Origin of the sequence: Lysobacter sp. MMG2, from assembly GCF_016735495.2 — a bacterium.
Taxonomy (GTDB): Bacteria; Pseudomonadota; Gammaproteobacteria; order Xanthomonadales; family Xanthomonadaceae; genus Lysobacter_J.
On record NZ_JAERQY020000005.1, the window covers coordinates 1 to 25,113 of the forward strand.

A 25,113-nucleotide genomic window follows, 5' to 3' on the forward strand; every position below is an offset into this window, starting at 1 on the left:
CCGGCTTCAACCTCTTTCAGGATCCGGACGATCTGTTCCTCGGTGAATTTCGACTTCTTCATGCAGAGCTCCTTCTGGGGAAACTCTACTTCCAACTGGATCGAATTTTCGAGGACGCTACACTCCGAGTTGCGTCGGGTGAAGGAGCTGGAAGCGGAGAACGCCCGGCTCAAGCGGATGTATGCCGAGCTGGCGCTGGACAACGCCGCGATGAAGGATCTGATCGCAAAAAAACTGTAGGGCCGGCGCGCAAGCGCGAGGCGGTGCGGTACCTGGTGGAGGTGCATGCACGGCCGGTGCGTCGGTCCTGTGTCCACGTGGGCCTGTCGGAGACGGCTTGGTACCGGCCACCGTTGGAGTGGACTGTGCGCGACGCCGAGCTGATTGCGGCACTGGCTCGGCTGGTCGACGAGCGGCCCAGTCGTGGCTTCTGGAAGTGCCGCGCCTTCCTGCGGCGCAGCCATCCGCAGTGGAACCACAAGCGGATCTACCGTGTGTACAGGGCGATGCGATTGAACCTGAGGCGAGCCGCGCGCAAGCGCCTGCCCAAGCGCGAACGGGCGGCACTGTACGTGCCAAGGTTGCCCGACACCGTCTGGTCGATGGACTTCATGAGCGATGCGCTGGCCTGTGGCCGGCGTTTCAGGACATTCAACGTGGTCGACGACTTCAACCGCGAGGCGCTGCACATCGAGGTGGACACATCGATCAACTCTGGCCGACTGGTGCGCGTGTTCGAGCAACTCAAGCGCGACCACGGTCTGCCGCAGGTGCTGCGCTCGGACAACGGGCCTGAGTTCCTGGGCGAGTCGTTCACCGCCTGGGCAAAGACCAATGGCGTGGCCCTCCAGTACATCCAGCCCGGAAAACCCAACCAGAATGCCTATATCGAGCGCTTCAACCGCACCTTCCGCGAGGAAGTGCTGGATCAGCACCTGTTCGCCCGCCTGGACGACATTCGCGAGGCGGCGTACTGGTGGATGATCGAATACAACGAACTACGACCGCACGATTCGTTGGGCGATCAAACGCCCAGTGAGGTGCGCAAACAATCCGCCAGAAGTTCTACTTCTGAACTGTGTGCTTGACGGGGGAGCTTACGGAGTCGCCTCGCCCGCCGACTGGGCGGAGTTCTCGCAACTCTGGATTGCGTTCAATGCGATTACAGCGGAGAGCATGATGCTCGGGAACGCTCACGAGTAATGTCGTGCATTCGACGCAATTTCTCCGAGAGTGCCGCACTCCGCGTCCTTCGGTCGATTCGCGGATCGACGGATCGAATCCTGGAGGTTCCGCCAGGGAACATGCAGTTGGACCGAGATGCCCCGAGTTTCCGGGCCGCTACTCAGCGCTGCGCTGCCCTCTACCGCAACCGAGGAGAGACATCTAGGAACCGCCTCGCAGCAGTGGGCGGCGTCATCTACCAGGTGAGGTGCAACCTCATCCATGGTGACAAGGATCCGGATGACGCGCGAGACCGGATGCTAGTCAGCGAGAGCGTGGCAGTGCTGCGCTCGCTTGTGCCCGCCCTGGAAGGGCAGCTCGCATGAGCGCGGACTCGACCGATACCGTGGAACGGGAACGCGTCGACCTCATGCGCCGTGGCATTTCTTGTACTTCTTACCCGAGCCGCATGGGCAAGGATCGTAGCGGCCGATTTTCATCGCCCGCTTGCCGGCCACCGCAGCATCTTCAGGCGGAACGAATTGCGTCAAATGTATGTTGAACTGCTGCATCTGATCAGTACCAAAGAACTGCCAAGGTCCATTCAGTTCCTCGTAGTGCGAGCGCAGCTGCTCCGTCCAAGTGCCACATTCCATCAGGCTGAAGTCCTCTCCATCCCTACCGTTCGAGTGCTTCGGGGCATCTATAGCGATCCCGACGACCTTCATCAGTTCCGGGAACTTGTTCTTTGCCGCTCCGCACGCGATTTCAAGCAATGCCTGCCGCTTCTCGCGGTAGTCGGCCTGAGCCTTGAATTCGTCCGGTGCATGGAGCTGCAACAGGACATACCCCACGTTGGGCTGGGATGACGGAACGTACGTAACCTGTCGGGCGAACCGGCCTGCATCATCGGGAAAGCGTTCGACTGCTGTCAGCATCTTGTCCGCAAGACCACGACGCACGAAGCGCGGTTCCTTCACCATCTCGTAGATCGCGCTCTTGCCGCGGAGCAAGTCCGCGTTGCCCCCAACCGTGCCATCTAACGTGTTCTGGCAAGTTCGCTGAATTAGGTCGTCCCAGAAGTAGGAAATCCGGTCCTCGCTCTTGGTGTTCTTGTAGAGATCGGTCTGGACGAAGTCGTGCCATTCGCCTTCTCCGATCATCACCCCGTTGAAGCCGCCACCTCCCTCCTTCAGGCCAATTGCGTGCCTTTTCTCCTTTTCGTTGTAGTTCAGGAGATAGTGCCCGAGCAAGTCCTCCTCACCGCAGTAGCTCAAATAGTCGAGTTTGGCGACTGCGCTACACTTCACTTCAAGATACGCCGAGAGGTCCGTTACCGTATCGAGTTCGGACAGCACGATCGACAGGTTGTGGCTGTCAAGAACATGGACAGGATTGTTCTTGTCGATCTGGATATGGAAGGGATGCTCGAAGTCGGCGTGCGAATCCAGTTCGCTGTACGTGATCGCCAAGCTTCCGTAGATATTCTGCTCCGACGCGTTCTTGCAGGCCTCCTTCGCGCCATGCGCCACAATGATCTTGTGAATCACCGTATTCGCCGGGTCGATGGCAAGCGGAAATGGGATGGAATTCTTGCTATCCAGGAAGATTGCTCGTCCACTGCGGATGTACCGTTCGGCGCCATGAGCCGTCTTCACTTGGCGATCAATCACGTTGCGCTTCCAGCGCCCCCAAAGTACTTCGGGATCTTTGTCGGATGTCTCAGGCATCGCATTCTCGCGATCGAAGAAGACAAAGACCTGGTCTCCAAAGACGGCCAACAGATCGCAGAGCTCATCGCCGTCATCCTTGTATGGATTGGCATAGGCCCACAACCTCAGAAACGTACGATCGCAGAACTCCGCGAGCAGCCGTTCGGTATCGGTGACGCCACTTGATTTTATGATCTTCGTACTATCCAAACAGCCCCCTGGCTGGACACCGTTGGCCCTTTGCTCCCGGCGTATCGGAATCGATTAGCGCTTCACAGGAGTTAAGCCGCGCGGCTTCAAGAAGATTGTCTCGGGGTCGCTAGGGCCCACGTCGGCGGCCAATTTCACGCTGAGCGTCCGCTTTAGCACGGGCAAGTCCTTGAGGAGCAGTGGCTGGGTCTGTCCCTCCGGCAACACCATCGCCATCAGCAGGTACGCACCGAAGCGTTGGTAATCGGCCAAGAATCGACTCAGGTTCATGTCATCGGCCGGCTCCATCGACAGCGACCGGGACACGACCATGGAAAGATCTGTCTGCGTGTCGAGATCAGTTTCGGGAAGGCGAGACGTCACGATCATGCCGTAGTGCGCCTTATGAGCGCTTGAGTACTCGCGAATGATGCCGATATAGATCTCTTCGGCCTCGTCATGCTCGCCAAAGCGCTCGCGCCATCGTTCGAAGATGCGCGTGGCAGCATCCGCATTCTTGAACATCAGCGCTATGAAAGGAGGTGCCGACGGGCCGAAGCTCCCGTACGCCGTTCCGGTCCAGCCGGCCTGGTCCCAGTGGTGCACGTCGATCACCGAGCGCACCTGGACAGCGAGATGGTCCGTTACTTTCCACGGATCCGACACTTCGTCTCGCTCCCGCGCTGGCGACGCAGCTGACCGCGTGGGCGCTTGCGGAGCCACCGTCGGTCGATCGGCTCGCAGTTCGTGCACCCGAGGCAAATGCTTGTCCCATTTGGAGAGCCGGGCCACGCCACCGAAGATGCGCAGCCGGCTCAAGCACAGCGATCCGACCATGGCCAAGCGCTCGGCCGCCGCGTCGCCTTTCAGAATGCGTGACGCCGCCTCTCCATGGCTGCTCGTATGGCACGTGGCCCAGAACACGGTCGTCGCGACTTCGAACAGCATCCGCTGGAATTCTGGGTAGACCGCCGGCGAACCGGGAAACACTCCCGCGGGGCATCGCACCGTCACCCGCATGCGATCCAGGTCCGCTTTAACCTGGAAGTTGTCGACCGAGTCCTCGAGCACCTGGACGCTGAAACGTTCGACATGTCCAAAAGCGCCCAGTTCGAACGCCGTGACGAAGAATGCCTCCACGGCGCCGGCGACGGCCTCGGCCACGATGATCGCCGTGTCGGTGGGCTCGTGCACGATATCCACGCGTACGCCTAGTACCGTCGTCGCGCACACCTGCGTCTGGCCGGCGTTGAGAACGGCTGGCCGCCAGCGCGCCACGCCGGTGGGTTGCCCTGCCATCTTGGCAAACAGGGCCGCGACGTCGTCGCGCGATTCGCCATGCGGAATCCAGCCTTCCGTCCGCAGGTGGTCTTCGTATCCTAGGCGGTACATCAACGCCGACCAGCTGTGGTGCAGCCCCATCCCACGCAATACATCGGGAATTGACTTGAGCTGCGCGAGTTCGAGCTCGGTCAGGTTGACCAGCTGGCAAGCCAGCACCATGTCGAACGACTCGAGCTGCTTGTTCGCGCGCTCGGCAGATTCGTCGTCAAACGGCAATACCGTCAGGCAGCCACGCGCGACTTGGATGGCATCGAGTACGTCTGGTAGATACTTCAGGGACAACGCCATCCAAGCAACGTTCATCAGTATCGGGAAGGCGCTTGCGGGCAACTCGCTGCCGTCGTTGGCGTCGATGAACATAGTCGCTGCGGCGGACATCGCGCTCGCGCGTGCGGCCCAGCCCAAGCCGGCGCTTTTGTAGGCCACGGCCAATTCGGCCAGCGCGCTCACCTGCTCCTGCGCGTGTTCCTTCTTCGTGAGCAGCCGCGCCGCGCGTCCGAGCAGGCGGATCATCTCCATGTTTTGTTCGAGCGAGATCTGCCTGGCGCGCCGCAGCAGAATCAAGGCGCCCTGGCTCTCCCCGGTGCGCTTGGCCGTGAAGTCGGCCAGCTGGTCCAGGAGGTCGCGATAACCGCGGTCGTCCCCGGCCACCTCACCGAACCGCTCGATCAGCTGTGACAGGCGCGAGGCATCAAACTCACCGAGTCCCTCGGCCTGCGTGAGTACGTCGGCGAAGTTCGGCCAGAGCGCGGCCAGTGACTCGGGGGCCTGCGCCAACACCGCGCGATTGACCTCGATGGTCAGCCATGACGTCCGGGCCTCCAGCGCGTTGTTGGGCCGCTCGGTATCCTCCGACAAGGCCGCCAACCGCGCGGTCAGACGTCCGATCCGAGGCTCCAATTGCACGTGCTCGGGCGAGTGCTGGCCGGAGATGACGGCATTGAAGAGCAGTTGTCCCAGATTGCACAGCATCTCCAGATTCGACGCTTGCGAGTCCTCGAGCACCTGGGCCTCGAAGCTGTCGTATCCCGCCAGCACGGCGCGCAGGTCGTCGAACCACCAGAACGCGGTCCACAGCGTCTCGTAGCGTGCTTCCAACTGCTGCCGATACGTGCCGCCGTCGTCCGCGAGCCGAATCGCGCGCAGGAACCGCCCCTCGACCTCGACCCGAGGCAGTTCCAAGCTCCGCGCCAACTTGGCGGCGACCAGAGCTTCGGTCGCGCGGTGCATTTCCATCGCGCCAAACGCAGACGGATCCGCCAGCTCACGTTCGACTTCGGCCAGTTGCCTGGTGCGTGAGTAGTCTCCAGGACCCACATCACGGTCGCGGGATTCCTCCCCGATGCCCAAGTAATTGAACGCCAGGTCGTGTCGATCCTTTTCTATGACTTCGTCGACGATCCAGCTGCGGTCGAGAATCGTCACCGGAACGCCCGCCTCGGCGGTGAGTTCGTCCTCCAGCCGCGCCCGGTCCTTGGCGCGGGCAGCGCGGGACGTCACGAAGAAGATGCGCTGGTAACCGCGCTTGGTCGCTACGATGCCGGCCACGTCGGACCTGGCCTTGCCAGCCCAAGTTCGCTTTGCACTGAACGCAAAGGCCCACCGCTCGCTGCCGTGGTTGGCGACGCCGACGTAGGTGAGCTTGCTGATTTCGTCAGCGGCCGGTGTTGTCTCGGTATCGGCCTTGCTGTCGCCCCCCCCTTCCGGACCGGTCGCCGGTCGCAAGTTGGGGCAAATCGTCCGCTCGCACAGCTTCCGGCAGAACAGCTCGAAGTCGTGGGTCTGGTTCCGCTCGGTAAGAGTGTCTAGGTAATGCGAGAGGATCTCTGAGCCGAGCCGGTACTTAGCTCGGGACGTGGAATCCGAGTAGAGCTCGGGCCGCAATTGGCGCATGAACTGCGATGGCGAAGGGCGGCTGGCGGGGTGCTTCGGATCCATCATGGGTGTCCTGCAACATTGGCAACGACACGTCTAGCCTGCCGTCGTGGGCGCCCGGACCGGCTAACCGTCCGACGATGATAGCCCGCCGCCCATCGTCGGATAATCCCGCCTCGCCAGCGTCCTCATCCCCGTGGCCTCATCGGCAGCGCGGTTGCGGCACCGACGCAAGCGCGCAAGATGTCTGCGTGCAGCGCGTCGAGCGGCGCCGATCCTACTCCAACCGTGCCGACGCGTCAGCCCGTTTCGCTTGGACAGCCACCGACCCGCGAAGCGGGTTCGGCTTGAATGAATTATTAGGCCCTGATCGAGCCCAACTGCTTCTTCAACGCCTTGATTGCAGAGGCCCTACCCGGGCTCTCAGGCATGGCTTCGAGTCGCCTAATTTCCTGCTCTAGATCGTGACGGTGCCGCACAGACTCTTTCTCAAGACTCAGTGCGCGCTCACGCTGAAGTCGAAAATAACTTTCCTTGAGCAGTTCCCAATCTTTGACCTTGGACTTGGGAGGAACTGGAGTCTGCCAGCCGATGCATTCGCAGGGCCGAGCGCAACTTGGGCACCGCACGTCCTTCGACGTGCCATGCCGACGTACTGTGGCGCGACATTGAAAGCAGACCCATGCGTAATTGCTCATGGAAGGGCCTAACGTCTGAATTAGGCCGCGCCGCGAAGCGGCGTCGGCTTGAATGAGTTGTTAGGTGGCACCGCCGGAGCAGCAGGGCTACTCATCGATGTCGCTCCAGCGCTGGGTTGATGCCTTGTGCGAAAGACAACGATGCTGCGACTACTGGCTTCCGCGTGTTCTTCGCTCGGTCAGCAGGCCGCGCGCGTCATAGTCGAGATCCGTGATTACGCCATTGGCGTCTTTGATCGACAGGGCGCGACCTGCGCCGTCATACCGAAGCGTCTCGGTCACCTGCCCCGACGCATTGGTCACCTTCCACAAGTCGCCCTTACGCCAGGCGCACGTCGTGGGCGCCGTTGCGCAGTCCGGATGGTCCGAGCCGTAGTAGGCATACGTGGTGAGGTCGCCAACATCAGTTCGTGGCCCATCGGTTGTCAGGACGAGGCCCACCAACGGGCACGTCCCAGTATCGACTCCTGTCTGCTCGCAATAGGTGGTCGTCGCCGTTCGCGCTGCTCCCGACACGGTGTCGTGCTGACTGCTCGTCAGCTCCTGTCCGCGATCGTTGTACGTCCACGTGGTCCGCTGCACAACAGTCCCGCTCGCGTCCAGCACCTTGCGTTCAAGCGGGACCGGAAACACCGCATCCCACGACGTCTGTTCCGTACGCTTGGTTGCTGCCTGATTTGCAGCCTCGATCTTCTGAACAAGCAACCCTCGACCGTTGTAGTCGAAGTCTGTCACCGTCCCGTCGCTGCTGGTTTCCGTATTGACATACGAGTTCTTGTCGTACTTGTACGTAGTGCGGAAGGAGCTGCAGCCGGGGCAATAGCTTGAGTACACATAGTCGGGCATCGCGGCCCCTTGCTTCAGCCGGACCGGACCGGACCGCGTGCCACCGCCGGGCTCCTTGACCTCGAAGAAGGTCGGCACCGCAGTCGTGCCGCTGTACTTGAAGTCATATCGGTCAACTCCGCTACCGAGCCAGGTGCTGGCAGCTCGCCCGTATGTGTCGTATTTTGTCGACGAGTATCGCTGACCGTCATGGATGACCGCCGTCAATAGGCCGGAGTTTGCCGCTGCTTCCGAGAATCCGCTTTCGTCATAGCGATACTCCGTTCTTGAGCCTCCCGGATAGACAACCTCGACCAGGTCCCCTGTTGGAGAGTAGGAGAAGGCAGTGATCCCGCCGTCAGGCTGGTGCAGCCGAGAGACCCGACCATCTTGATACTCGAATACGAGCGCTCGCCCGTAGCGATCAACCACGCGCTCAAGCCGACCTTCCAGATCGTATGACAGGGTTTGCTCCTCCCCTTGCGGGCTGCGAAGGCTGAGGAGTCGGCCGTCGAGACCGTAGAACTCAGATCCACCCTTGCCGTCGTCGAACCGATACTTCGACGACCCGTCCGGCATCGTGACCATGGCGAGCGCGCCCGGATCATCACCATTGGACGACCAGCCTGCGTCTCCGCCCTTGTAGAAGCGGATTGTGTTGCCGTCGGGGCGTGCTACGAGCGATACGATGAGCCCGCTCTCCGTGCCATTCAGTACGCGTCGGCCATAAAAGTGGGACCTGTTCCTTCCGAAAATCAGATCCTCAGCCGTGAGCGCGGCAGACGTGCCGCTGGCGTTGTATGTCCACTCTGCCCGGAGTGGAAACGACCCGGCGCCAACGAACTCCGTGTGGGTCTCAAACTTGTTTCCGGTCAACGCGTTGACCGGATCCCCGAAGCACCCCTTCTCGCAAGGTGGATTTCCGCGATTTCGTTCGACGTCGGGCGTATTGCTTGCGTAGTCGTAGTAGTACCGAACCCAGCCGACCCAGCCCGCCCGAATATCCGTGTTAATGCAAGCATCGAAATGACCAAGCGGCACGCTATCGTTTCCGACATGCTCGGTGGCCGGACAGGTGTAGTGACCCCATGTCGTCCCGCAGGCGTGAGTCGTCTCGCGCTTCGCCTGGCACAATTGCAGTGCCTTTGCTCTGGGACACAGATCTTCGTATCGGTCGCACTCCTCGGCCAATACAGGCATCGCTAAGCCGAGTAGCACGATACAAGCCACCAGCTTGCACACGGACAGCCCCGCATGAGCGACTCGCTCTGCGCTTCCTTGCAGCATAAAAAGATCCCCTTGGTTCAGTGCTGAGCGAATATGTGCGCGTCGCTCCGCCACTTGCGGAGGCGCTTGCCGTGCGTTTGCGTGCGTTCGCTGAGTACGCTTCTCGAAACGCGCGCTGTTAGCGCCTATCCGGAACCGCTCGCGTTAGAAGTGCATTCCGGCACAACATAGGTACGTCCCCAATCTACACGCTGACTGCGAATCCTGTTAAGCAATTCGGGGTCACGCTTCTTGAGCATTCCGACGAAGACGCCATCCGGATAATCTCGCACATGCTCTGCAAGGAGCATCATGTTTAACTCTATTTGTTCGGCTACTAGCCTCGTCGCGCTGAGACTGCACCCCTTCTCCAGATAGTCTTGAACCTCACGAAACGTCGCAATGCTCTGAACTGCTCGATCGGCCTGAACGAACTGAACTTGCTCGCCCAAACGACTGGATTTGCCGGGAGGCGCGGCGACGAAGCCGAGCGCGAATGCTCCGATCATGAGAACGACAACTCCGAGGAACTTCGCGAATGTCTTCATGGCTTGTCGAAAGTCAGCCCAGGGCAGTTTGGATTTCCTTCTGCACACCACAACTCGCATTTGCAGTTGCCGTCTGAGTTCGGGTCGTATCCAGGACCAGAATTATAGGGATAGCCACGACCAATGTAATAGCGCTCTGGCTTCTTGCAGCGATCCTCTCTGAGGCAGGACCAAACCACACACACCAAACTCCAGCACTCCGGTCGATTGGGGTACCAGTCGCACCTTTTGCTTTCGAGGAGATCTTTAACGGCGTCGATCGCCCCACTTCTCCCGCCGTTTTGCGACACTTCTTTGGGGACTCGTGCGCGATTCGTGGTTGAGCGATGACCAGTGTTAGGGTGTCGCGTGAAGCCGCTAAGCCCGTCGGGATCAAGAGCAACCAATGGCATCGATGCAACGTAAGAGTAAGTCGACACCCCCCCGCTCAGCCCGACGGGATCGCTCTGGGAATACCTGCCCGTCGTAGAGTCGTATTCTCGAAAGTGGTTTTGACTTAAGCCGCTAGCGTTATCAAAGCGCTGACCAGGGAACCGCATGTTGAACACAAACGGGAACCCATCGCCATCACTGTCCTGATTGGGAATGCTATTGCCGAAGGCCTCGCCTGCCAAATCCCACGTCCAGACTGCTGAATCATTCGTGGCATCGAGTACTGCTCTAGGCGTGCCCAAGTGGTCCGCCTCTACATAGATGACGCGCCCTCCTGAGATACCCCCTACGGGCAAGTCATCCAGCCAGAACACTTGCTGGGCAGGGGCGTCACTCGCAGTGTAACTGCCCAACCAGCGCCCTGATTCGTCGTACTGATCGTGCACGCGCGTCGCGCCCAGAGTACGGCACACCTGCTGCCCCCGCCCGTTATACGAGTATTCCATCACCAACGCATTGTTGCGTTCGACCCGGCTCATCCTGCCGGCGGCGTTATAGGCGAACTCACGCTCGACACCGCCGATCGACGTGGTGTTGCCGATTGCATCGTAGGTACGCGGTAGCCCGTTGACCGCATCGAGGCGGTGACTGTTCGCCGGATAGTCGTAGGCCTGCGTGCCGCCGGCATTGCTGAAGCTGGTGCGGTTGCCGGTCGCGTCGTAGGTATAGCCTTCGATCGTCGCGCCGGTCGGACCGTCCTTGAACGCGGTCAGCCGGTTCAACGCGTCATAGCCAAAGGTGATGCGTGGTGGCTGTTCCAGGCCACTCGTATGCAGGCTGCTCAGGTTGCCCACGGCGTCCCAGCCGAAGCCCAGGTTCAGGCCGCCCGGGCCGGTGCCCGTGCTCAGGATCGTCTTGGGCCGGTAGTCCAGGTCCAGCGTCCGGCTCATCGTGCGGCCGTTGCCGAACGTCCAACCGGCCACCGGGCCAAGGGGGTGGTAGGTCGCGCCGGTCAGGAGGATCTGGCGCGGCTCACCGGGTTGGGTCACCCCGACCTCTGTGGCGCGGCCGAGGCCGTCGCGCACGTAGTCCACCTGAAGGCCGTTCGGGTACTGGATGGCGGAGATCGCGCCCGCCTTGGTGTAGGCATAGCGCAGGATGAAGGCTTGCCCGTCCGTCACCTGTACCCTGCGCGTCAGGTTGCCGAAGCGATCAAAGCAGTACCGCGTCTCGCCGCTGCCGTCGGTCATCCGGGTGAGACGCCCGACCCCGAAGGACTCAAAAGGCTCGCAGTCGGGCTGCACCGCGTCGTAGGTGTACGTGACGCTGAGGGTCGTGTCGCTGTAGGCAATGCCGGTGAGCCGGTTCAGGACATCGTAGGTGTAGGTGCTCGGCTCGCCACGGGCATCCAGCGCGCTGGTGCGATTGCCCGCGCTGTCATAGCCATAGGTGGTCACCCCCGTGTCCGGGCTCTCCAGTCGCACTAGGTCGCCGAAGGCGTTGTACTGGTACTTCGTACTCAGGCCCTTCGGGTCGATCACCTCGGTGAGGTTGTCCTGGGCGTCGTACTTGAACTGGGTGGTTGCGGCGATGCCGCCCACGTTCTGGATCGTCTTGACCAGACGCCCCAGCGCATCGTAATCCTCGTCGGTGCGGCGATTGAGCGGATCGGTCGTGACGTCGCGATTTCCCACGACGTCATACGTAAATGCCGTCGCCCGGTTCGCAGAGTCCTTCTGGGCCGTGAGCTGCCCCAGCTCGTTGTACACACGGGACAGCGTCCGCCGCAGTGCCCCGTCCTCGCCCTTGACCTCTTCCTTGGTCCGGTTGCCGGCATTGTCCAGGGTGTAATGGATCGAGTTGCCTTCGGCGTCGACGATGTCCGTCAGCCGCTGGGCGGCGTCATAGATGTAGGACGTGAAGCTGCCGTCGGGCAAGGTCGTGCTGCTGACCAGTCCGTTGGGGTAGTACTCGATCCGCGTGACCTGATCGTCAGCGGACTGCGCGAAAGCGGTAACCGGCGCCACCGTCGCCGCGATCGCCAGTGCGAGTGTCGAAAGGATGACGGCCCCGTTGCCCCTTGCGTCCCTGATCACATTCCTTCCCCCGTTACATGTCCGTGTCATGCCGAGCTCCCAGGCTCAATTCGTTGCGCGCGTCGTACGGCCCGTGAGCCGTCCCCGCGCGTCGTAGCCGAGATCAGTGATGACCCCGTTGGCATCCTTGATCGAAAGGGCGCGCCCCGCGCCGTCGTACCGGAGCGTCTCGGTCACCTGCCCCGAAGCATTGGTCACTTTCCACAGATCACCTTTGCGCCAGGCACACGTCGTAGGCGACGTTGCGCAGTCCACGTGATCTGCAGCGTAGTAGGCATACGTGGTGACGTCGCTGACGTCGGTCCGAGGGCCATCCACTGACAGAACGAGGCCCACCAACGGGCAAGTCCCCGCATCGACTCCGGCCTGGTCGCAATAGGTGGTCGTCGTCGTTCGCACAGCCCCCGACACGGTGTCGTGCTCACTGCTCGTCAGTTCCTGACCCCGATCGTTGTACGTCCACGTGGTCCGCTGCACGACAGCTCCGCTCGCGTCCAGCACCTTGCGTTCTGTCGGAAGCGGAAGAGTTGCATGCCACGTCGTCCGTTCCGATCGCCTCGTCGAAGGATCATTGGCAGCCTCGATAACTCCCGTCAGCCGGCCCTGCTGGTTGTAGTCGTAGTCCGTGGCAATGCCATTCCGGGTGACCACATCCACGTGACCGTTTGCGTCGTACGTAAAGCTGAGGTCTTCAACCGCACAGCCGGTGCACGATGTCGTCGACGTCGCCGGCACGGCGATACCGTTCACTGTCCTGAACTTCACCACGCGCCGCTCACCGTTCTCCAGGGAAATCGTCGACGTCATCGGTCGGTCGGCCCGCGAGTACGTGGCGGAGGTCACCGCCGCACCACCGCCTAGTGCTGTGCCCTTTGCACGACCATTTCCGTCGTACCACGTTGATGACGAACGGATACCTGCTTCGTCAATGACGCCCGTCAGAAGACTGGCCGGCAAGCTGTTGGCGTAGTTGCTCTCGTTGTAGAGGTAGCGGACCCGCGACTCGTCAGGATAGATCACCTCCGACAGGTCCCCAGCTGAAGCGTACAGAAACGAGATCCGCGTGCCTTCGGGCGTCATTACGCGGGCGACACCCGCGGCCGAGTACTCAAACGTCAGGATGCGCCCCTGGTCATCGGTCACGGACGTCAGCTGGCTTGCCGCGTTGTAGGCAAGGGTATGCGTTCTGCCACTCCGGTCCCGAAGCTGAGTCAGCAATCCGTCCCGGTCATACCATTCGACCAGCCCATCGTCGGCTTCAAGCACCCAGCCCGTGAGCGTCTCGCCTGCCCTCAGTTCGCTAATGCGCTCGCTGACACCGGACTCGCCAATCCAGGTTCCGTCCTGCGGGGTGTATCGCAGCGCACCACCATCGGGACGATAGGCCCAAAGATTGGTGATTGATGACACGCTCAAGACACGGAGGCTTCTGCCGTAGTAGTGAGTCCGCTTCGTGCCAAATATCTGGGTTCGCTTGTCGATGTAGCCACGATCGAGCATGGAGTTGTACGTCCACGTGACGGATAGCGGAAACGCGCTGGCCGTCTGGTACTCAGTGTGCCTCTCGAACTTGTTGCCTGTGCCCGCGTTGATCGGGTCGCCAAAGAGTTTCACCTTGCATGTGGCAGCGTCACAATTATCCACTGCCATGTTCTTGGACGGATTGATGCGAGAGTAACCGTAGTTCGCTCTCCAGTAATGCTGGGGAGTTACTTTCACGTCCTTCTGTTCCGTGAAGTAGCCCCCCCACGAATATCCGTAGACCGTGCCTTCTTCCCACAGCTCCGACCAGCCACAACGTTCGGCCTCATGACCGTGCGCCGTCGCGATGGCACCACACCCCGCAAGGGCTGCTGCGCGGCTGGGGCATTCTGCCTCGTACAGATAGCTCAACCCACTACCTTGGTCGATCACTTCCACCGAGCATCCAAACGCTTCGATCGGAACCGACGACACGGCCAATCCCACCGCAAGAAGCAGCACGCTCTTCATCATTGAAGCGAATTCCCTCTTCGTTCTGCGCTTGTGCTGCGCGTAGGCACAGCGTAGCCATGATCACGGCTACGCGGTTCACCATCCACAATATCGGGCTCTGTACCAGGACGACCCCGCACAAAGGGCGCCCTATTTCGCGCCGCCTCTGGTGTGACTGATAAGACATCCGGGTACGCAGTAGCGGACATCCGCCGAGATGATTTCGGCATCTCGAATCATGGCGATCAGAACCAGACCCTGGGCGAGCACCGGCAACCACTCGGTACGCCGCACGCGATGTATACCCTTCGCTGCGTTGTCCAGCGAGAAAAAGACTTTCGCGCATGCTAAACCCAGAACTCCGTATGTCACGGCCACGTCCGGGTCATGCCTGGGTTCGGGTGCTCGCTCCTGCGACACACAGACCCCTGATGACCTTCCATAGCCACAGCCCCGCATCAGACTCCATTGCGGAGCACTGGCAAGTCAAGTCGGTGTAAGCCCGACAACACGGATTGCAATCGCCGTCACAGCTGCGCAGCCCACCGCCCCCGTGGCGGCGGCATCGGACTGCCGAGGCAGCGCCGCTTGGCCAGTATGATGGCCGGGTGCTTGGTGGCTGCAATCCCCTCGCCGGTGATGAGGATCGCGGTGTCCGACAGCCTCAGGTCGATCCCGATCCCGATCCCGATCGCGGCTCGCGTGGCCATCCCATGACCGGCACCGCCACGCCATCGGCGGTGAACGTGGCAAACCGGCGCCCGGCCGCGTCGCGGCACACCGTCAGCGAACGCAGGGGGCCGTGAAGCTGACCCGAGAACGGAGCTTACCGATGCCGTCGCGATGCGTTCCGCACTGATCGGTAGGGTCGTGAGCCTCCTGCCTCCTTCACCGCATTCCCGCCCGACACGGTGCGTGCGACCTGGGCCCCATTGGATCGTACCCCGATGGCCGCGCCGATCGCGGTTACTCGTGTACTTGGCGACATGACCGCCAGAACCGGGTCAAACCCGCGATGGATGGGCGACCTACCCTTGATAACCTGGCCTAATCGCCAGAAAGGCGTGTCTCGCTAGCGGCAGGGAACGCTGGCCTGTAGGCACCGCTTACGCGCGTTCTATGACCAGGCCTGGACCATGCCGCTCACGCCAACGGCGCGAGGGTTGGTAGTAGTTGTAGGTCCCAAACCTATGGAAGCCAGAACTGCGCAGGAACTGGGCCAGTCGCGGGTTATGCACCGCTTCAACCAGGGTGGCGTCCCACGGGTTGGTAGCGTCAACCAGCCCCAGCAGGCACTGGAACCAGCCGCGCCCCCGAAGGGCTGGGGTCAAGAAGACATTGGCCAGATCGAGGGTGATGGCGGCCTCGCCCATTCCCGGCAGCGACCAGGTCGAGCGGCGTACGTACAGGCGGAAGCCGCCCCGTCGCAACGTCAGGCAGCGGCTGACCAGGTGCGTCTCCACCAGTTGCATCCATGCCAGCAACTGCGCTTCGACCGACGGCAGCCGCAGCAGCGCGGCGTCATTGCGCACCAGGCTGTCGGATAACTTGATCACGAACGCTCCCCACCCGTCACCGGAGCGGGCTCCGACGGTCATCGTTGCGAGCGCTGCGCCTCGACATCCTTGACCAGCTTGCGGCGCTCGCTAGCACTCATTTCACTCCACAGCAGGAGCAGCTTGGCCAGCTGATCGTCCTCGGCGTACAGGAACGCGGCGGGCACCCCGAGCGCTTTGGCCAGCTGACGGGCCGTCTCCAAAGGGGGCTCGTGGACGCCTCGCTCGTACTGGTTGATGCGCGGACTGGCCACGTGAGGCTCCAAACCGGCGAGCACGCCCAATTGTTTCTGCGACACGCCCATGCGCTGGCGCGCCTGCGCCAGGCGTTTGGCAAATACCGATAGCCGCGTCGCCGTTTCCGCCACTTCCGTCCCCATCCAGATGGCGGTAAGGATGTCGGAAGTGGCGCGTGCCGCATACTAAGCGATCCTTAGTATCGCGGCAACCACAGTGACCGACCTGCACCCATGCGGCGCCGTGGGAGACATCCCACCGCGCACCTGCCTGCTGTTGCAGGCCCTTCTGGCCAGTCGAGACGGGCCACTCCCGCTCGCGCCCACCCTGGCGCTGACGATCGCGCTATTGGATGAACTGGAGGGCGACGGTGTGATCGCCGTTGACTGGCGCGTCCGGCCCCAGACGCGAGAGGGACCATGGGCGCTGCGCTGGCGATTGTCCCCTGACGTGGCGGCGATCGACGCCCTGCCCGACTGGTTGGGCGCGCGCCTACATAGCGCCCCCCTGATGCCGATGCTGCCGGCGTTGTGCCTGCCACTGTGGCAGGCGCTGATAGTGGCCGAGGCCACGGCCTTTCACGCCCGCCGACTGCGCCGGTGCGGTTGGGACCCGGACGCGGCGGCGGACGTCGCTGACGTGGCGGACCGCCTGCCCACGCCGCTGGCAGTGATGCAATGGCGCCGGTGCAGCCGGGCGGCCCTTATGCAGGCCTCAGCGATCGGGCCAACGCGCTGGCCACACGAGGCACGGCGTGAGGTCGCCTATCAGGCCCTGCTGCGCCATGCCTCTGTCGTCATCGTGTCCCCGCCCCCTCGCCGGCGTCCGGCCGCGACGCCACCGCCAACCACGGCGCTGGCACGCCTGCTGGTCGCGCTGTTGGGACTTGAGGACCGCTATTTCCGGGCGCCGCCTACGCCCGAAGCGCTGGGCCCACCATTTCACCTGGACCGCGCTTTGCGGCGGTGCTCGACGCATAGCCGAACGTGACGTCCCTAATCCGGCGGAAGCGGAAGCGATGACCACCGCGCTTTCGCATACCGGCACTCGCGCTTGAACGGCTCGCCCAGATACCAGGGCTCCTCACGCGGCAACGCGATGGGATGTGGATGCAGAAACACCCAGTCATGGCCCATCGGTGTAAAGGGCAACGGGTCCCCGGGCAGATCGGTCGGCGGCGCCGGGTCTTCTTCGCGGCGAAGCCCCCGCCGTCCGGTGACCTCGCCCCGGCACAACGGGTCGTCCATCAGCCCCGCGCCGTCGATCACGTCGAGCCGCCAGCGGGTCGGCAGTCCCTCGGGGGTGACGGCGATCGACACGTCGGAAGGAACCGCACACGCCGGGTCCCAGGCGTCATCAAACAGTCCGCGCAACGACTGCAGCGAGATCGCGGCCGGCTGGCCCTCGCGGTGGCAACGCGTCGTGTGCCGGGCCACCGCCAGGCAGACGTGTAAATGGGAGCGCACGATGTTGGGCAGCCAACCGCGGTAATCCCGAGCCAGGTCGGTATGCTTCAGAAAGCCCGGCGCGCGCAACAGCGCGCTGTGCGCGGTCCCCCACCGCAACCGCCATAACCAGAAGCCGAGTGCGATCGGGCACGTGTCCAGCACGGCGGCGTCAGCGGCGGTCAGCCGTGGCCACATCCCGAGCAGCTGATAGGGTCGGTTCCAACAGCGTCGATGCTCCACGCCGTAGCAAACCAGGAACTCCTTGGCGCTGAGGCGCAACGCGCGACCCAGGCGCTGCAAACAGTGAAGAACCTCCCCCCGGTCCTCCAGCGCTGCGCGGCGCCGCGCCGCGCCGATGGGCGGCGCGCTGTCCGGGTCGGGAGGCGGGCGCACACGCAATGCCAGCCGCGCGGGCACGTCCACGCGATTTGCCCACGACGGCACCCGCGAGCACGTGCGAAGCATCGCTTCCAACGCCAATTGCGCACGGAAGGGAACGTAGTGGCAAACATTGAAACCGTATTCTTGAACGTTCAGCGGGTACCGTGCGTGTAACTCGTCCAACCAACGCTGGGCACCGTGCACCCGGCGCAGGGAACGCGCCTGCGCGGCGGCCGATGGAATGAGATTGCGCGGCTCCTCGGCAATGAGACTATGGTTGTTTAGACAGCACGCGAAGGGCGACCGGTCGTGGCGCAACCGAAGGCTGAGCGTGTTGCCACATCTGGGACACTCGTGCATCAGGCGCTGCCATGGGTGGATGGGACAGCATGCCAGGGCCGCATGCTGGTGCAGCCGCAGGTGAACGCCCTGAGCAATGCAGCGCGGGCACACGGTGAGCGATCGGCGGCGCCAAGGCGTCGGCACCTCGCGGCGCGCCTGCTCCGCTAGTTGCACCAGTAATGCCCCCACCACCTGCCCGTGCACACACGGCAAGCCCGGCGTTTCGATCAGCCGATCGATCCAGGATTCGGGTTCGTCGTAACGCCATCGGGTGCGGCCCCGGCTACCGCGCAGGAGCGAAACCGGTCTGCAGCATAAGAACCAGCTCACCTTGTTCAACAAGGCAAAGGATGACTCGACCTCAGAAAACGCGTCGTCGCGCCACGGGATGAAAGGGGCGTTGCTCATCGCGACACATCTGCACGCCACCGACGGCTGCGCCATCGGTGGCCCGTAGCTTCGATGACGCACACCACCCGTCGCACCGCAGACCAGCCAGGCATCTGAATCACCTTTGAAGCGGGCCAACGTTGCGCCGACGTAGTGCTTGGCCTCAAAGGGTCACGCACGGCAGCTTCGTTTCGTCGCATCGGGTCACGACCCTCATGCGCCCTCCAGCGAACGCTTTACGATAGGCGCGATGTCTTCGCTCGGCCACGCCAGCTCGGCGGCATCGTGCGCGCGCACGTGTTCCATCAGCGCTGCCAGGATCTTGGCGACCACCTTCATGGCGAGGCCGCGGAGCCGCTGCTTGCGTGGCAGCTGCTTGGCAATCTCGGTCCACAGGCCGTCGCACAAGGGCGTCAAGCGCAATCCGGCCGCGTAGGCCCGTGGGAACAACGTCTGCAGGTATGGGCAGCCGCTGCCGGCCGGGTACTCCGATTTGCGATCGACGGCATCGCAGATCACCCGCAGATCGTCTACCCCGCGGCAGCCCTTGTACTCATGCAACACGTCCATGAAACGGGAGACCAGATCGTCGCGCCCCGTATCCTCCAGGCGCTGGCGCAGCTTTTTGAGCTGGCTTTGCCCGAACAGCACCGTGCACACCTTGACGCGAATCCGAATCAAGCGGTTGATCACGGCCTTGAACCAGCCTAGTTCGGCTTCGCTGAATTCCTGCGCCTCGTCAATCAGGATAAACAGGTGGCGCCGAGGCCCGGCCAGCGCCAGCAGAGCGCGGTTGACCTGGTCGCGCTTGCCGGCCAATGTATGTTCGATGCGGTGCGCATAATTGATGCTGCGCAAGATTTCTTCCAGCAGGCGCCCTTCGGCCTGCTGCCGGTCTTCCACCGGCTCCAGCCACAGCGTCCCGCAGCCCGGAAAGCGTGCCAGCACGGTGTTCTGAATCAGTAGCAGACAGGAGGTCTTGCCCACATCCGGGTCGGCCCAGAATGCGATGGACCCACGCATCTTTCTGCCTTCGCCCAACACGCGCGCAGCCGCGTCCTGCGCCGGGCGCGTGGGCAGGATCGCGCACTGCATGTTCAGCGGATGGTCGTCCCACAAACTCTCGCGCTGGGCGATCAAGGTATGAAGACTGGTCACAGGTCACCCCCATTGAGGGCGGATAGGCCGTCCAGGCGCAGCAGCGGCTCCTCAATCGGCTCCTCGTCCGCTGTCTCGTCTTCCTGGGCTTGCGCCATCACGCCCTGCAAGAACTCGTGGGCCACGCGTGAGCTGGCGCGTTTCTGCTGGATCGCCTCCTCCACTGCGCGGTTGACGACGGACGCGGACTTCGTCGCTTTGGACCTGCGCGATTCGTCCAGCATTTCGTCCATCAGCCGGTGGACCGGGTCTTCGTCGTAGCCGACCTTGAGTTGCCCATCGCGAACCAGCTTGTTGATCAGCGTGCGCATCATCAAGGAGTGCGGGCTGTGCCGCCACCGACCCGCCACGCTAACGGTGCCAAGCGCCACTCCCTTGACCGTATACAAATGCAGTTTGCGGATGTCGAGCCGGTCGACATACGCGGTCAACCAGTCGCCGATGCTGACCTCGTCGCGATTGGCCAGCGCTTCACCGACATAGGTCTCATCGCCGTAATGCGTGTAGGCTCGCTTGCCTTGAGTCAGATCACCGCACACTCGCACGCGCACCAGGCTTGTATGCAATCCGGGTTCACCTGCAGACAGCGGCGGCAGTTGCGGAAAGATGGTGCCGAAGCCGTCGACGTCCTCGACCAGATTCTGCAAATGTGTGAGCGCGCTGATGCCAAAGCAGCGTTTGCGGATGGCGTTGTTGTGCGTTCGGACCACATCATCGATAAGCTCCAAGACCCGCTGCGCCGTCATTCGCGTCGCTTGGGCGGCTTTGTCGGGTTTCTGCCGCAACGGATCATTCGGATGGCTGCCGGTCGTACTGGGAACCCGTTGAAAGCCATTGCGCTCGAAGACGCCAAAGATCGACTCGGCCATCGGGCGGCGTTCGGGATGCCCGACCGGCCCGAAGTTCACATCACAGCCAATCAGATCGCGGGCACGCCCCAGCACCGGCGCCGCCAAGTGGATGAGGGCGTTGTCGACCAGCAGTTGATTGAAGGCGCACCATGTGAACGGCGCGCCGAGCTCACTGGGGAAGCCGGCGGTCTCTGCAGGCGCCATCGTCTCACCCCACAGATAACTGCGATCACCCCCACACATCGCATGCAGCACATCCAGCACGTCATCGGCGTCAGCTTCGACCCGAAAGATGGCCTTGTACGCGAGCACGGTGCCGTAAGCGCGGTCTGCGGCCATGATGATCGTGACGCGCTGAAGCGGCATCCATCGGATCCCCTCCGGAGATGCGATGCCAATCGTGCCAAGGAAGTGGCACTTGTGCTCATCCAGCTCCACCACGTCAAGCGTGCGCTCAGCGTTGATGCGGCTGAACTCCCCCGTGCCGGAGTGCCACTTGGCCGCCGCTTTGGCGCCGTACTGCGTGGCAATGATGTCGTCGTGACGGGCGCGCAGAAAGGCAATGATGTACTTCCGGATCGCCCCGCGCCCCAGCTTCTCGGTATTGAGCGGCCATTCGTTCTCGGGCACGCCCTCGGTTCGGCACAGGTCCACGAACTTCTGGTGCGCCGACTTCGGCCGGAGCCGACTCTCACCGCCAACCAAGCGTTTGGCATTGCGCATCAAATAGAGGTCGAACTCCCGTCGGATGTTGGGGTTAAGCCGCAGGCGGACTTGCAACGCCCCCGACAACCCGCCGCGTCCATTCCGGCCACACGGGATGAGCGGCTTCCGACGGGTGGCCCGCCGCACCCGCACATAGGGGAGCAGCCCGCGCCATCCCATCTGCCGACCGGTGGGATCCAAGGCCAGGCACCGATTGAAAGCGTGCAGGAAGGCGCTCCAGCTGATCCGGTTGTCTTCAAGGGAACCTGAGATCGCCTCGCCGTTGACGTACGCCCGAATCGCGACCTGCAAGACTTCGGCCTTTCGCCGGCGCGACCCCAGCGCTGCGGTGTCGATGTCACACCATTCGTCAAGACGGACCCGATCAGGGGGCATATTGGTCCGGGTGAACCACGCCACGGCGCTCATGCTGCCCCCCACACCAGCGTGTTCAAAGACCATGGCCGAGTGTCGCAGTCGCCTTCCAGCAGCCGCCTCCTAAGCAGGGCGGCGAGCGCGCCGTAGAAGAGCCCGGCGGGCGCCTCGACCAACCCCATCAGCTGGCGCACGCTGCGCTGTTTACCCGTACAGACAGCCAGGATCTGGCGCTCAATCCCATGAGTGTCGTGAAAATGCACGCGGCGGATGTGCGGAACGATGCGGCGCCAGTTCGCGATCCGAGTCGGGGCTGCGCTGAGCTCCCGCAAGGAAACCATCCAGCGCGTTGCGGTCGAGGTACTGGGACCGTCGCTCTCCAGCAGGGCGAGGAAGACCTCGATGCGTTCACCCTGAGCCATGCACGCGCTGGCGAAGTGGTACGGAACAACGCTTTGCGGCAGAGGATCTTCAAGACCAAGACGCAAAGGGGAGTAGTCTATTTGCGTGAAGCGCGCGTCGCCCTCCAGGAAGTAGAATAGTTCCATGGCAGGATCGGAGGACAGGATCAGATCCTCCTCTTCGAAGGGCGGCCGTACTAGCCAGATGTTGTACGGGCTTTCACCGCGTGACCTGATGACGTCGGCAAGCTTTGCGCGCTGCTGCTGCGCGGGTGACAGGTTGTACTTGGGCATGGCTTTCTCCTGGCAACGACCGCCCGTGTCAGCCCCGTAGGGACTTGACAAGGCATAGAGAAAGGAGGGAGCCTTGCGATGTGTCGTCGCTTAGAGCTCCGGGCCCCTGAAACCGCGCCAACGGTTCGGGGGCTTTTCCTTTCTGACGATTGATGAAAGCTATTCCAGCGACGGAAGACACCTCCTGGGATACGCGGTTACGACCCGAACGTAGCACCCGCAAATCGGCTGAACAACTGGGGCTTACAAAGAATCCCTTAGGTGCGCGCGGAAGCAGCGCCCGTCAATTTCATATAGCAACGCAAGTCGCTACCAATCGAATTGGTATATGCCAATGAAAGTTATTGGCATTGTGTCGAGCGGCCTTTTTTCCGGGCTTTTGCGGGCGATCGCCATTCGCGCCGACAGGCCTGGTCGTCTGATAGACCGCATTCCACTACGAGGTTAGCCATGAAGGCCCATGTATGACGATGGGAGGCCTATTAGTGGGCGGGCGGATCGAAAGAGCGCCATCGTTCAGCGCCGCCACCAATCGACGCCACCAATCGATACCTTGACGAAAAGTGGGGTCTCTCAACTTCAGTCGCCAAAAGTGGATTCTTACGAAAACACCGACCGAAGCCATTCGCTGAATTTGGTAGGTCTAAGGCCGCGAGACGTTCAGGAGCGGATTAGGCCCGCGCTCTAACGTTTAGAGATTAGTGATCCCGGCAGCCGTTTGCGCTGCGGCCCGCCTGCTGCACACGGCTCTTTCCCGCTGTCCTGCGTAGAAAATTGCGTCATGCCTAGGTAGAAGCTCAGCGTTCTTGAGGCAGAAAATTTGAGCTTCCGAACTAGAAGGTTCCTGGCCCAGTTCAACACGGCCTCGTGAGGAATCGTTCGTCCGCTGGCGACGTCTTCCAGCCCTTCGACAATTGCCTGATGTTTCTCCAACTCCTCCATCGATATCTCCGCTCGTAACTTGCTCTACTGGCCGTTACAGAGCCCGGTGGATCGGCTCCACATCACGGTGATCGCACTGTAGAGCAAAATCTGAGCGCCCCGCAGGCGCATGTCCAGCCGACACGGACGCCTTGCCGACCGTTACCTGGTCCCCGGGCGCGAGACGCAGCAGCTCGGCAGCCGTGCGGATCGGCGCCAGCGGATTTCGCAGTTCGTGCGCGAGCATTGCAAGAAACTCGTCCTTGCGTCGATCCGACTGCTCCAGCTCCTGCATCATCTGGCGCCGCTCGGTGATGTCGATGGAAGCGCCGATCACGCCGATCACGTTGCCCGCGTCGTCAAACCAGGGCGCTTTGGTGGACAGCCACGTCGCAGGTGCACCATCCGCCAGCCGGACCTCTTCCTCGATCTGTTCGGGGAGACCGCGAGCCATAATCCGGCGATCGTTGGCCATGACGGCTTCGGCCTGCGATCTGTCGGCCAGTAATTCGATGTCGGTACGACCCAGGAATTGCGATTCCGGTACGCCGAGCAGGTCGGCGACACCGCGATTGCCAACGACCAGCCGCCCCTCGCGATCCTTCGCGTACACCACGCCGGGCACGGTCTCGGTGAATGTTTTAAGGAGCGTCAGTGCGCGGTCGCGCTCGGCCTCGACTCGATGACGCTCATCATGGCCGAGCAGCACGCCCGGGAAGCGCACCGGCCTGCCTCTTTCGTCCGTCTCTACACGTCCGTTCGCTTCTACCCACGTCCACGTACCGTCCCGAGTCAGTACGCGGTACTCGCAGCGGTATGCCCCGCCCCGCGCCAGCACCTCGTCTATCGCCGCAGACACGCGCTCACGATCGGCGGGGTGAATGGCATCGAACGCCGCCCCTAGCGGGATGCCTTCACGGCAGGCTGCCTCGTCAAGGCCAAAAAGATGCGCGAACCTCTCGTCGCCGCTTATACGGTCCTCCGGAATCGACCACACCCACGTTCCGAGAATTGCGCCGGCATCCAAGGCCAACTGAACACGCTCGGCCGCGAGCGAGGCTGCCTTCGCCTCTTCGCGCCGCTGCGTGATGTCGTGGAAGAACACCGCCAACCCTTCCTCGACAGGAAATGCACGGACGTCGAACCAGCAGTCCCGTCCATCGCCGAACGTGTAGCGATACTCGATACTTCAGGCCGACTGGTGGCTTGCGCTCGCACGTACATCTCGCCAATCGGCGATTCGAGTGTGCCGGGAAACAGATCCCAGTGCAGCCGCCCCACCAGTTCGTCGCGACTAAGCTGCGTCAGCCGCTCCGCTACCGGGTTGACCTCAACCACATGGAAGTCGCGATCAAGCAGCACGAATGCCTCGTCCATATTCGTGAGCACTTGCCGATGCCGGGCGTCACTTGTGGTCAGATCCCGCTCCAGCCGCATCTTCGCGGTGATGTCGCTGCAGACCCCGAACATGCCAGCGACGCTACCGGATGCATCTCGCACGGGCGCGAAAAAGAACGAGAAATAGGTTTCTTCTGGATAGCCATTTCGCTCAAGCATGAGTCGCATGCTCGGGACGTGCACCGGGTCACCGCTCGCCACGGCGTCAATCAAAGGTTCGAGTTCACTACGTATCTCGGGCCACACCTCTTCGAGGATGTCGCGCCCGATCGCCGCCGGATGCTTGGCGCCCAGAAAAGGCATGTAGTGATCGTTGTAGAGGAACGATCTTGCCTGTCCCCAAATGATGTACGTCGGCTGGTTGGAAGCGAGCATCAACTGAACCAACGTGCGCAGTGCCTCAGGCCACGTTTCGACGGGCCCGAGCGCCGTGTTGCTCCAGTCCATGTCGCGGAGGCGCTCGCCCATCTGACCGCCGCCGGCAAGAATGTCCTGTCCCGTATGGGTCATCTCTGCAACTCTCCTCGCGCCGGCGGCCGTCTTGTCCATGGTAAGAATCTGGGGGCGCCGCACGCGCGCTCAGGGGCGCCCGC

Annotated in this window: 16 protein-coding genes and 1 pseudogene; 2 read left to right on the forward strand and 15 right to left on the reverse strand. The window is 62.3% G+C overall.

The window, feature by feature from the left end:
• Positions 1 to 123 precede the first annotated feature (123 nt).
• A pseudogene (locus JI752_RS16480) lies at positions 124 to 1,088 on the forward strand (IS3 family transposase); the annotation flags it as partial.
• A 504-nt stretch (positions 1,089 to 1,592) separates the two neighbouring features.
• Here JI752_RS16480 and JI752_RS16485 read toward each other — a convergent pair.
• From JI752_RS16485 to JI752_RS16525, 9 genes are all read right to left on the reverse strand, one after another.
• Positions 1,593 to 3,086, reverse strand: a complete 1,494-nt coding sequence (locus JI752_RS16485) for an SEC-C metal-binding domain-containing protein (protein WP_254201058.1) — start codon at positions 3,084 to 3,086, stop codon at positions 1,593 to 1,595.
• A gap of 54 nt (positions 3,087 to 3,140) precedes the next feature.
• Positions 3,141 to 6,347, reverse strand: a complete 3,207-nt coding sequence (locus JI752_RS16490) for a tetratricopeptide repeat protein (RefSeq protein ID WP_216966167.1) — start codon at positions 6,345 to 6,347, stop codon at positions 3,141 to 3,143.
• Positions 6,348 to 7,132: 785 nt separating this feature from the next.
• Positions 7,133 to 9,094 (reverse strand): DUF6531 domain-containing protein, encoded by a 1,962-nt coding sequence (locus JI752_RS16495; protein ID WP_216966169.1) that lies wholly within the window; start codon positions 9,092 to 9,094, stop codon positions 7,133 to 7,135.
• A gap of 125 nt (positions 9,095 to 9,219) precedes the next feature.
• Positions 9,220 to 9,621 carry a hypothetical protein gene (locus JI752_RS16500; protein ID WP_216966171.1) on the reverse strand — a complete coding sequence of 134 codons (402 nt, stop codon included), beginning with the start codon at positions 9,619 to 9,621 and terminating at the stop codon, positions 9,220 to 9,222.
• Positions 9,618 to 12,089 (reverse strand): RHS repeat domain-containing protein, encoded by a 2,472-nt coding sequence (locus JI752_RS16505; RefSeq protein ID WP_216966172.1) that lies wholly within the window; start codon positions 12,087 to 12,089, stop codon positions 9,618 to 9,620. The genes JI752_RS16500 and JI752_RS16505 overlap by 4 nt, the downstream gene beginning before the upstream one ends.
• Before the next feature lie 45 nt (positions 12,090 to 12,134).
• Positions 12,135 to 14,081: a DUF6531 domain-containing protein gene (locus tag JI752_RS16510; protein ID WP_216966174.1), complete on the reverse strand. Its 1,947-nt coding sequence runs from the start codon at positions 14,079 to 14,081 to the stop codon at positions 12,135 to 12,137.
• A gap of 509 nt (positions 14,082 to 14,590) precedes the next feature.
• Positions 14,591 to 14,773 (reverse strand): hypothetical protein, encoded by a 183-nt coding sequence (locus JI752_RS16515; RefSeq protein WP_216966176.1) that lies wholly within the window; start codon positions 14,771 to 14,773, stop codon positions 14,591 to 14,593.
• 396 nt (positions 14,774 to 15,169) lie between these two features.
• Entirely contained in the window at positions 15,170 to 15,619 is a 450-nt protein-coding gene (locus JI752_RS16520; protein ID WP_216966178.1) for a hypothetical protein, read from the reverse strand.
• Between the two features lie 38 nt (positions 15,620 to 15,657).
• Positions 15,658 to 15,999 carry a helix-turn-helix transcriptional regulator gene (locus JI752_RS16525; RefSeq protein WP_216966180.1) on the reverse strand — a complete coding sequence of 114 codons (342 nt, stop codon included), beginning with the start codon at positions 15,997 to 15,999 and terminating at the stop codon, positions 15,658 to 15,660.
• 73 nt (positions 16,000 to 16,072) lie between these two features.
• Between JI752_RS16525 and JI752_RS16530 the strand changes: the two genes are divergently transcribed.
• A complete protein-coding gene (locus JI752_RS16530; RefSeq protein ID WP_216966182.1) occupies positions 16,073 to 16,846 on the forward strand; it encodes a hypothetical protein in 774 nt (257 codons plus the stop codon).
• A 5-nt stretch (positions 16,847 to 16,851) separates the two neighbouring features.
• Here the strand turns inward: JI752_RS16530 and JI752_RS16535 are convergent, their stop codons facing one another.
• The 6 genes from JI752_RS16535 to JI752_RS16565 all read right to left on the reverse strand — a co-directional run bounded on the left by JI752_RS16535 (position 16,852) and on the right by JI752_RS16565 (position 25,069).
• Positions 16,852 to 18,435 (reverse strand): hypothetical protein, encoded by a 1,584-nt coding sequence (locus JI752_RS16535; RefSeq protein ID WP_216966184.1) that lies wholly within the window; start codon positions 18,433 to 18,435, stop codon positions 16,852 to 16,854.
• Between the two features lie 195 nt (positions 18,436 to 18,630).
• On the reverse strand, positions 18,631 to 19,557 hold the full coding sequence (locus JI752_RS16540; protein ID WP_216966186.1) for an ATP-binding protein: 927 nt from the start codon (positions 19,555 to 19,557) through the stop codon (positions 18,631 to 18,633).
• A gap of 14 nt (positions 19,558 to 19,571) precedes the next feature.
• The gene (locus tag JI752_RS16545) at positions 19,572 to 21,560 is read right to left on the reverse strand and encodes a hypothetical protein (protein ID WP_216966188.1); all 1,989 of its coding nucleotides are present in this window, start codon (positions 21,558 to 21,560) and stop codon (positions 19,572 to 19,574) included.
• The gene (locus JI752_RS16550) at positions 21,557 to 22,201 is read right to left on the reverse strand and encodes a hypothetical protein (RefSeq protein WP_216966190.1); all 645 of its coding nucleotides are present in this window, start codon (positions 22,199 to 22,201) and stop codon (positions 21,557 to 21,559) included. Before JI752_RS16550 ends, JI752_RS16545 begins: the two co-directional genes overlap by 4 nt.
• Before the next feature lie 976 nt (positions 22,202 to 23,177).
• Positions 23,178 to 24,119, reverse strand: a complete 942-nt coding sequence (locus tag JI752_RS19375) for a PAS domain-containing protein (RefSeq protein ID WP_345777371.1) — start codon at positions 24,117 to 24,119, stop codon at positions 23,178 to 23,180.
• On the reverse strand, positions 24,092 to 25,069 hold the full coding sequence (locus tag JI752_RS16565; protein ID WP_216966192.1) for a PAS domain-containing protein: 978 nt from the start codon (positions 25,067 to 25,069) through the stop codon (positions 24,092 to 24,094). The genes JI752_RS19375 and JI752_RS16565 overlap by 28 nt, the downstream gene beginning before the upstream one ends.
• Positions 25,070 to 25,113 lie beyond the last annotated feature (44 nt).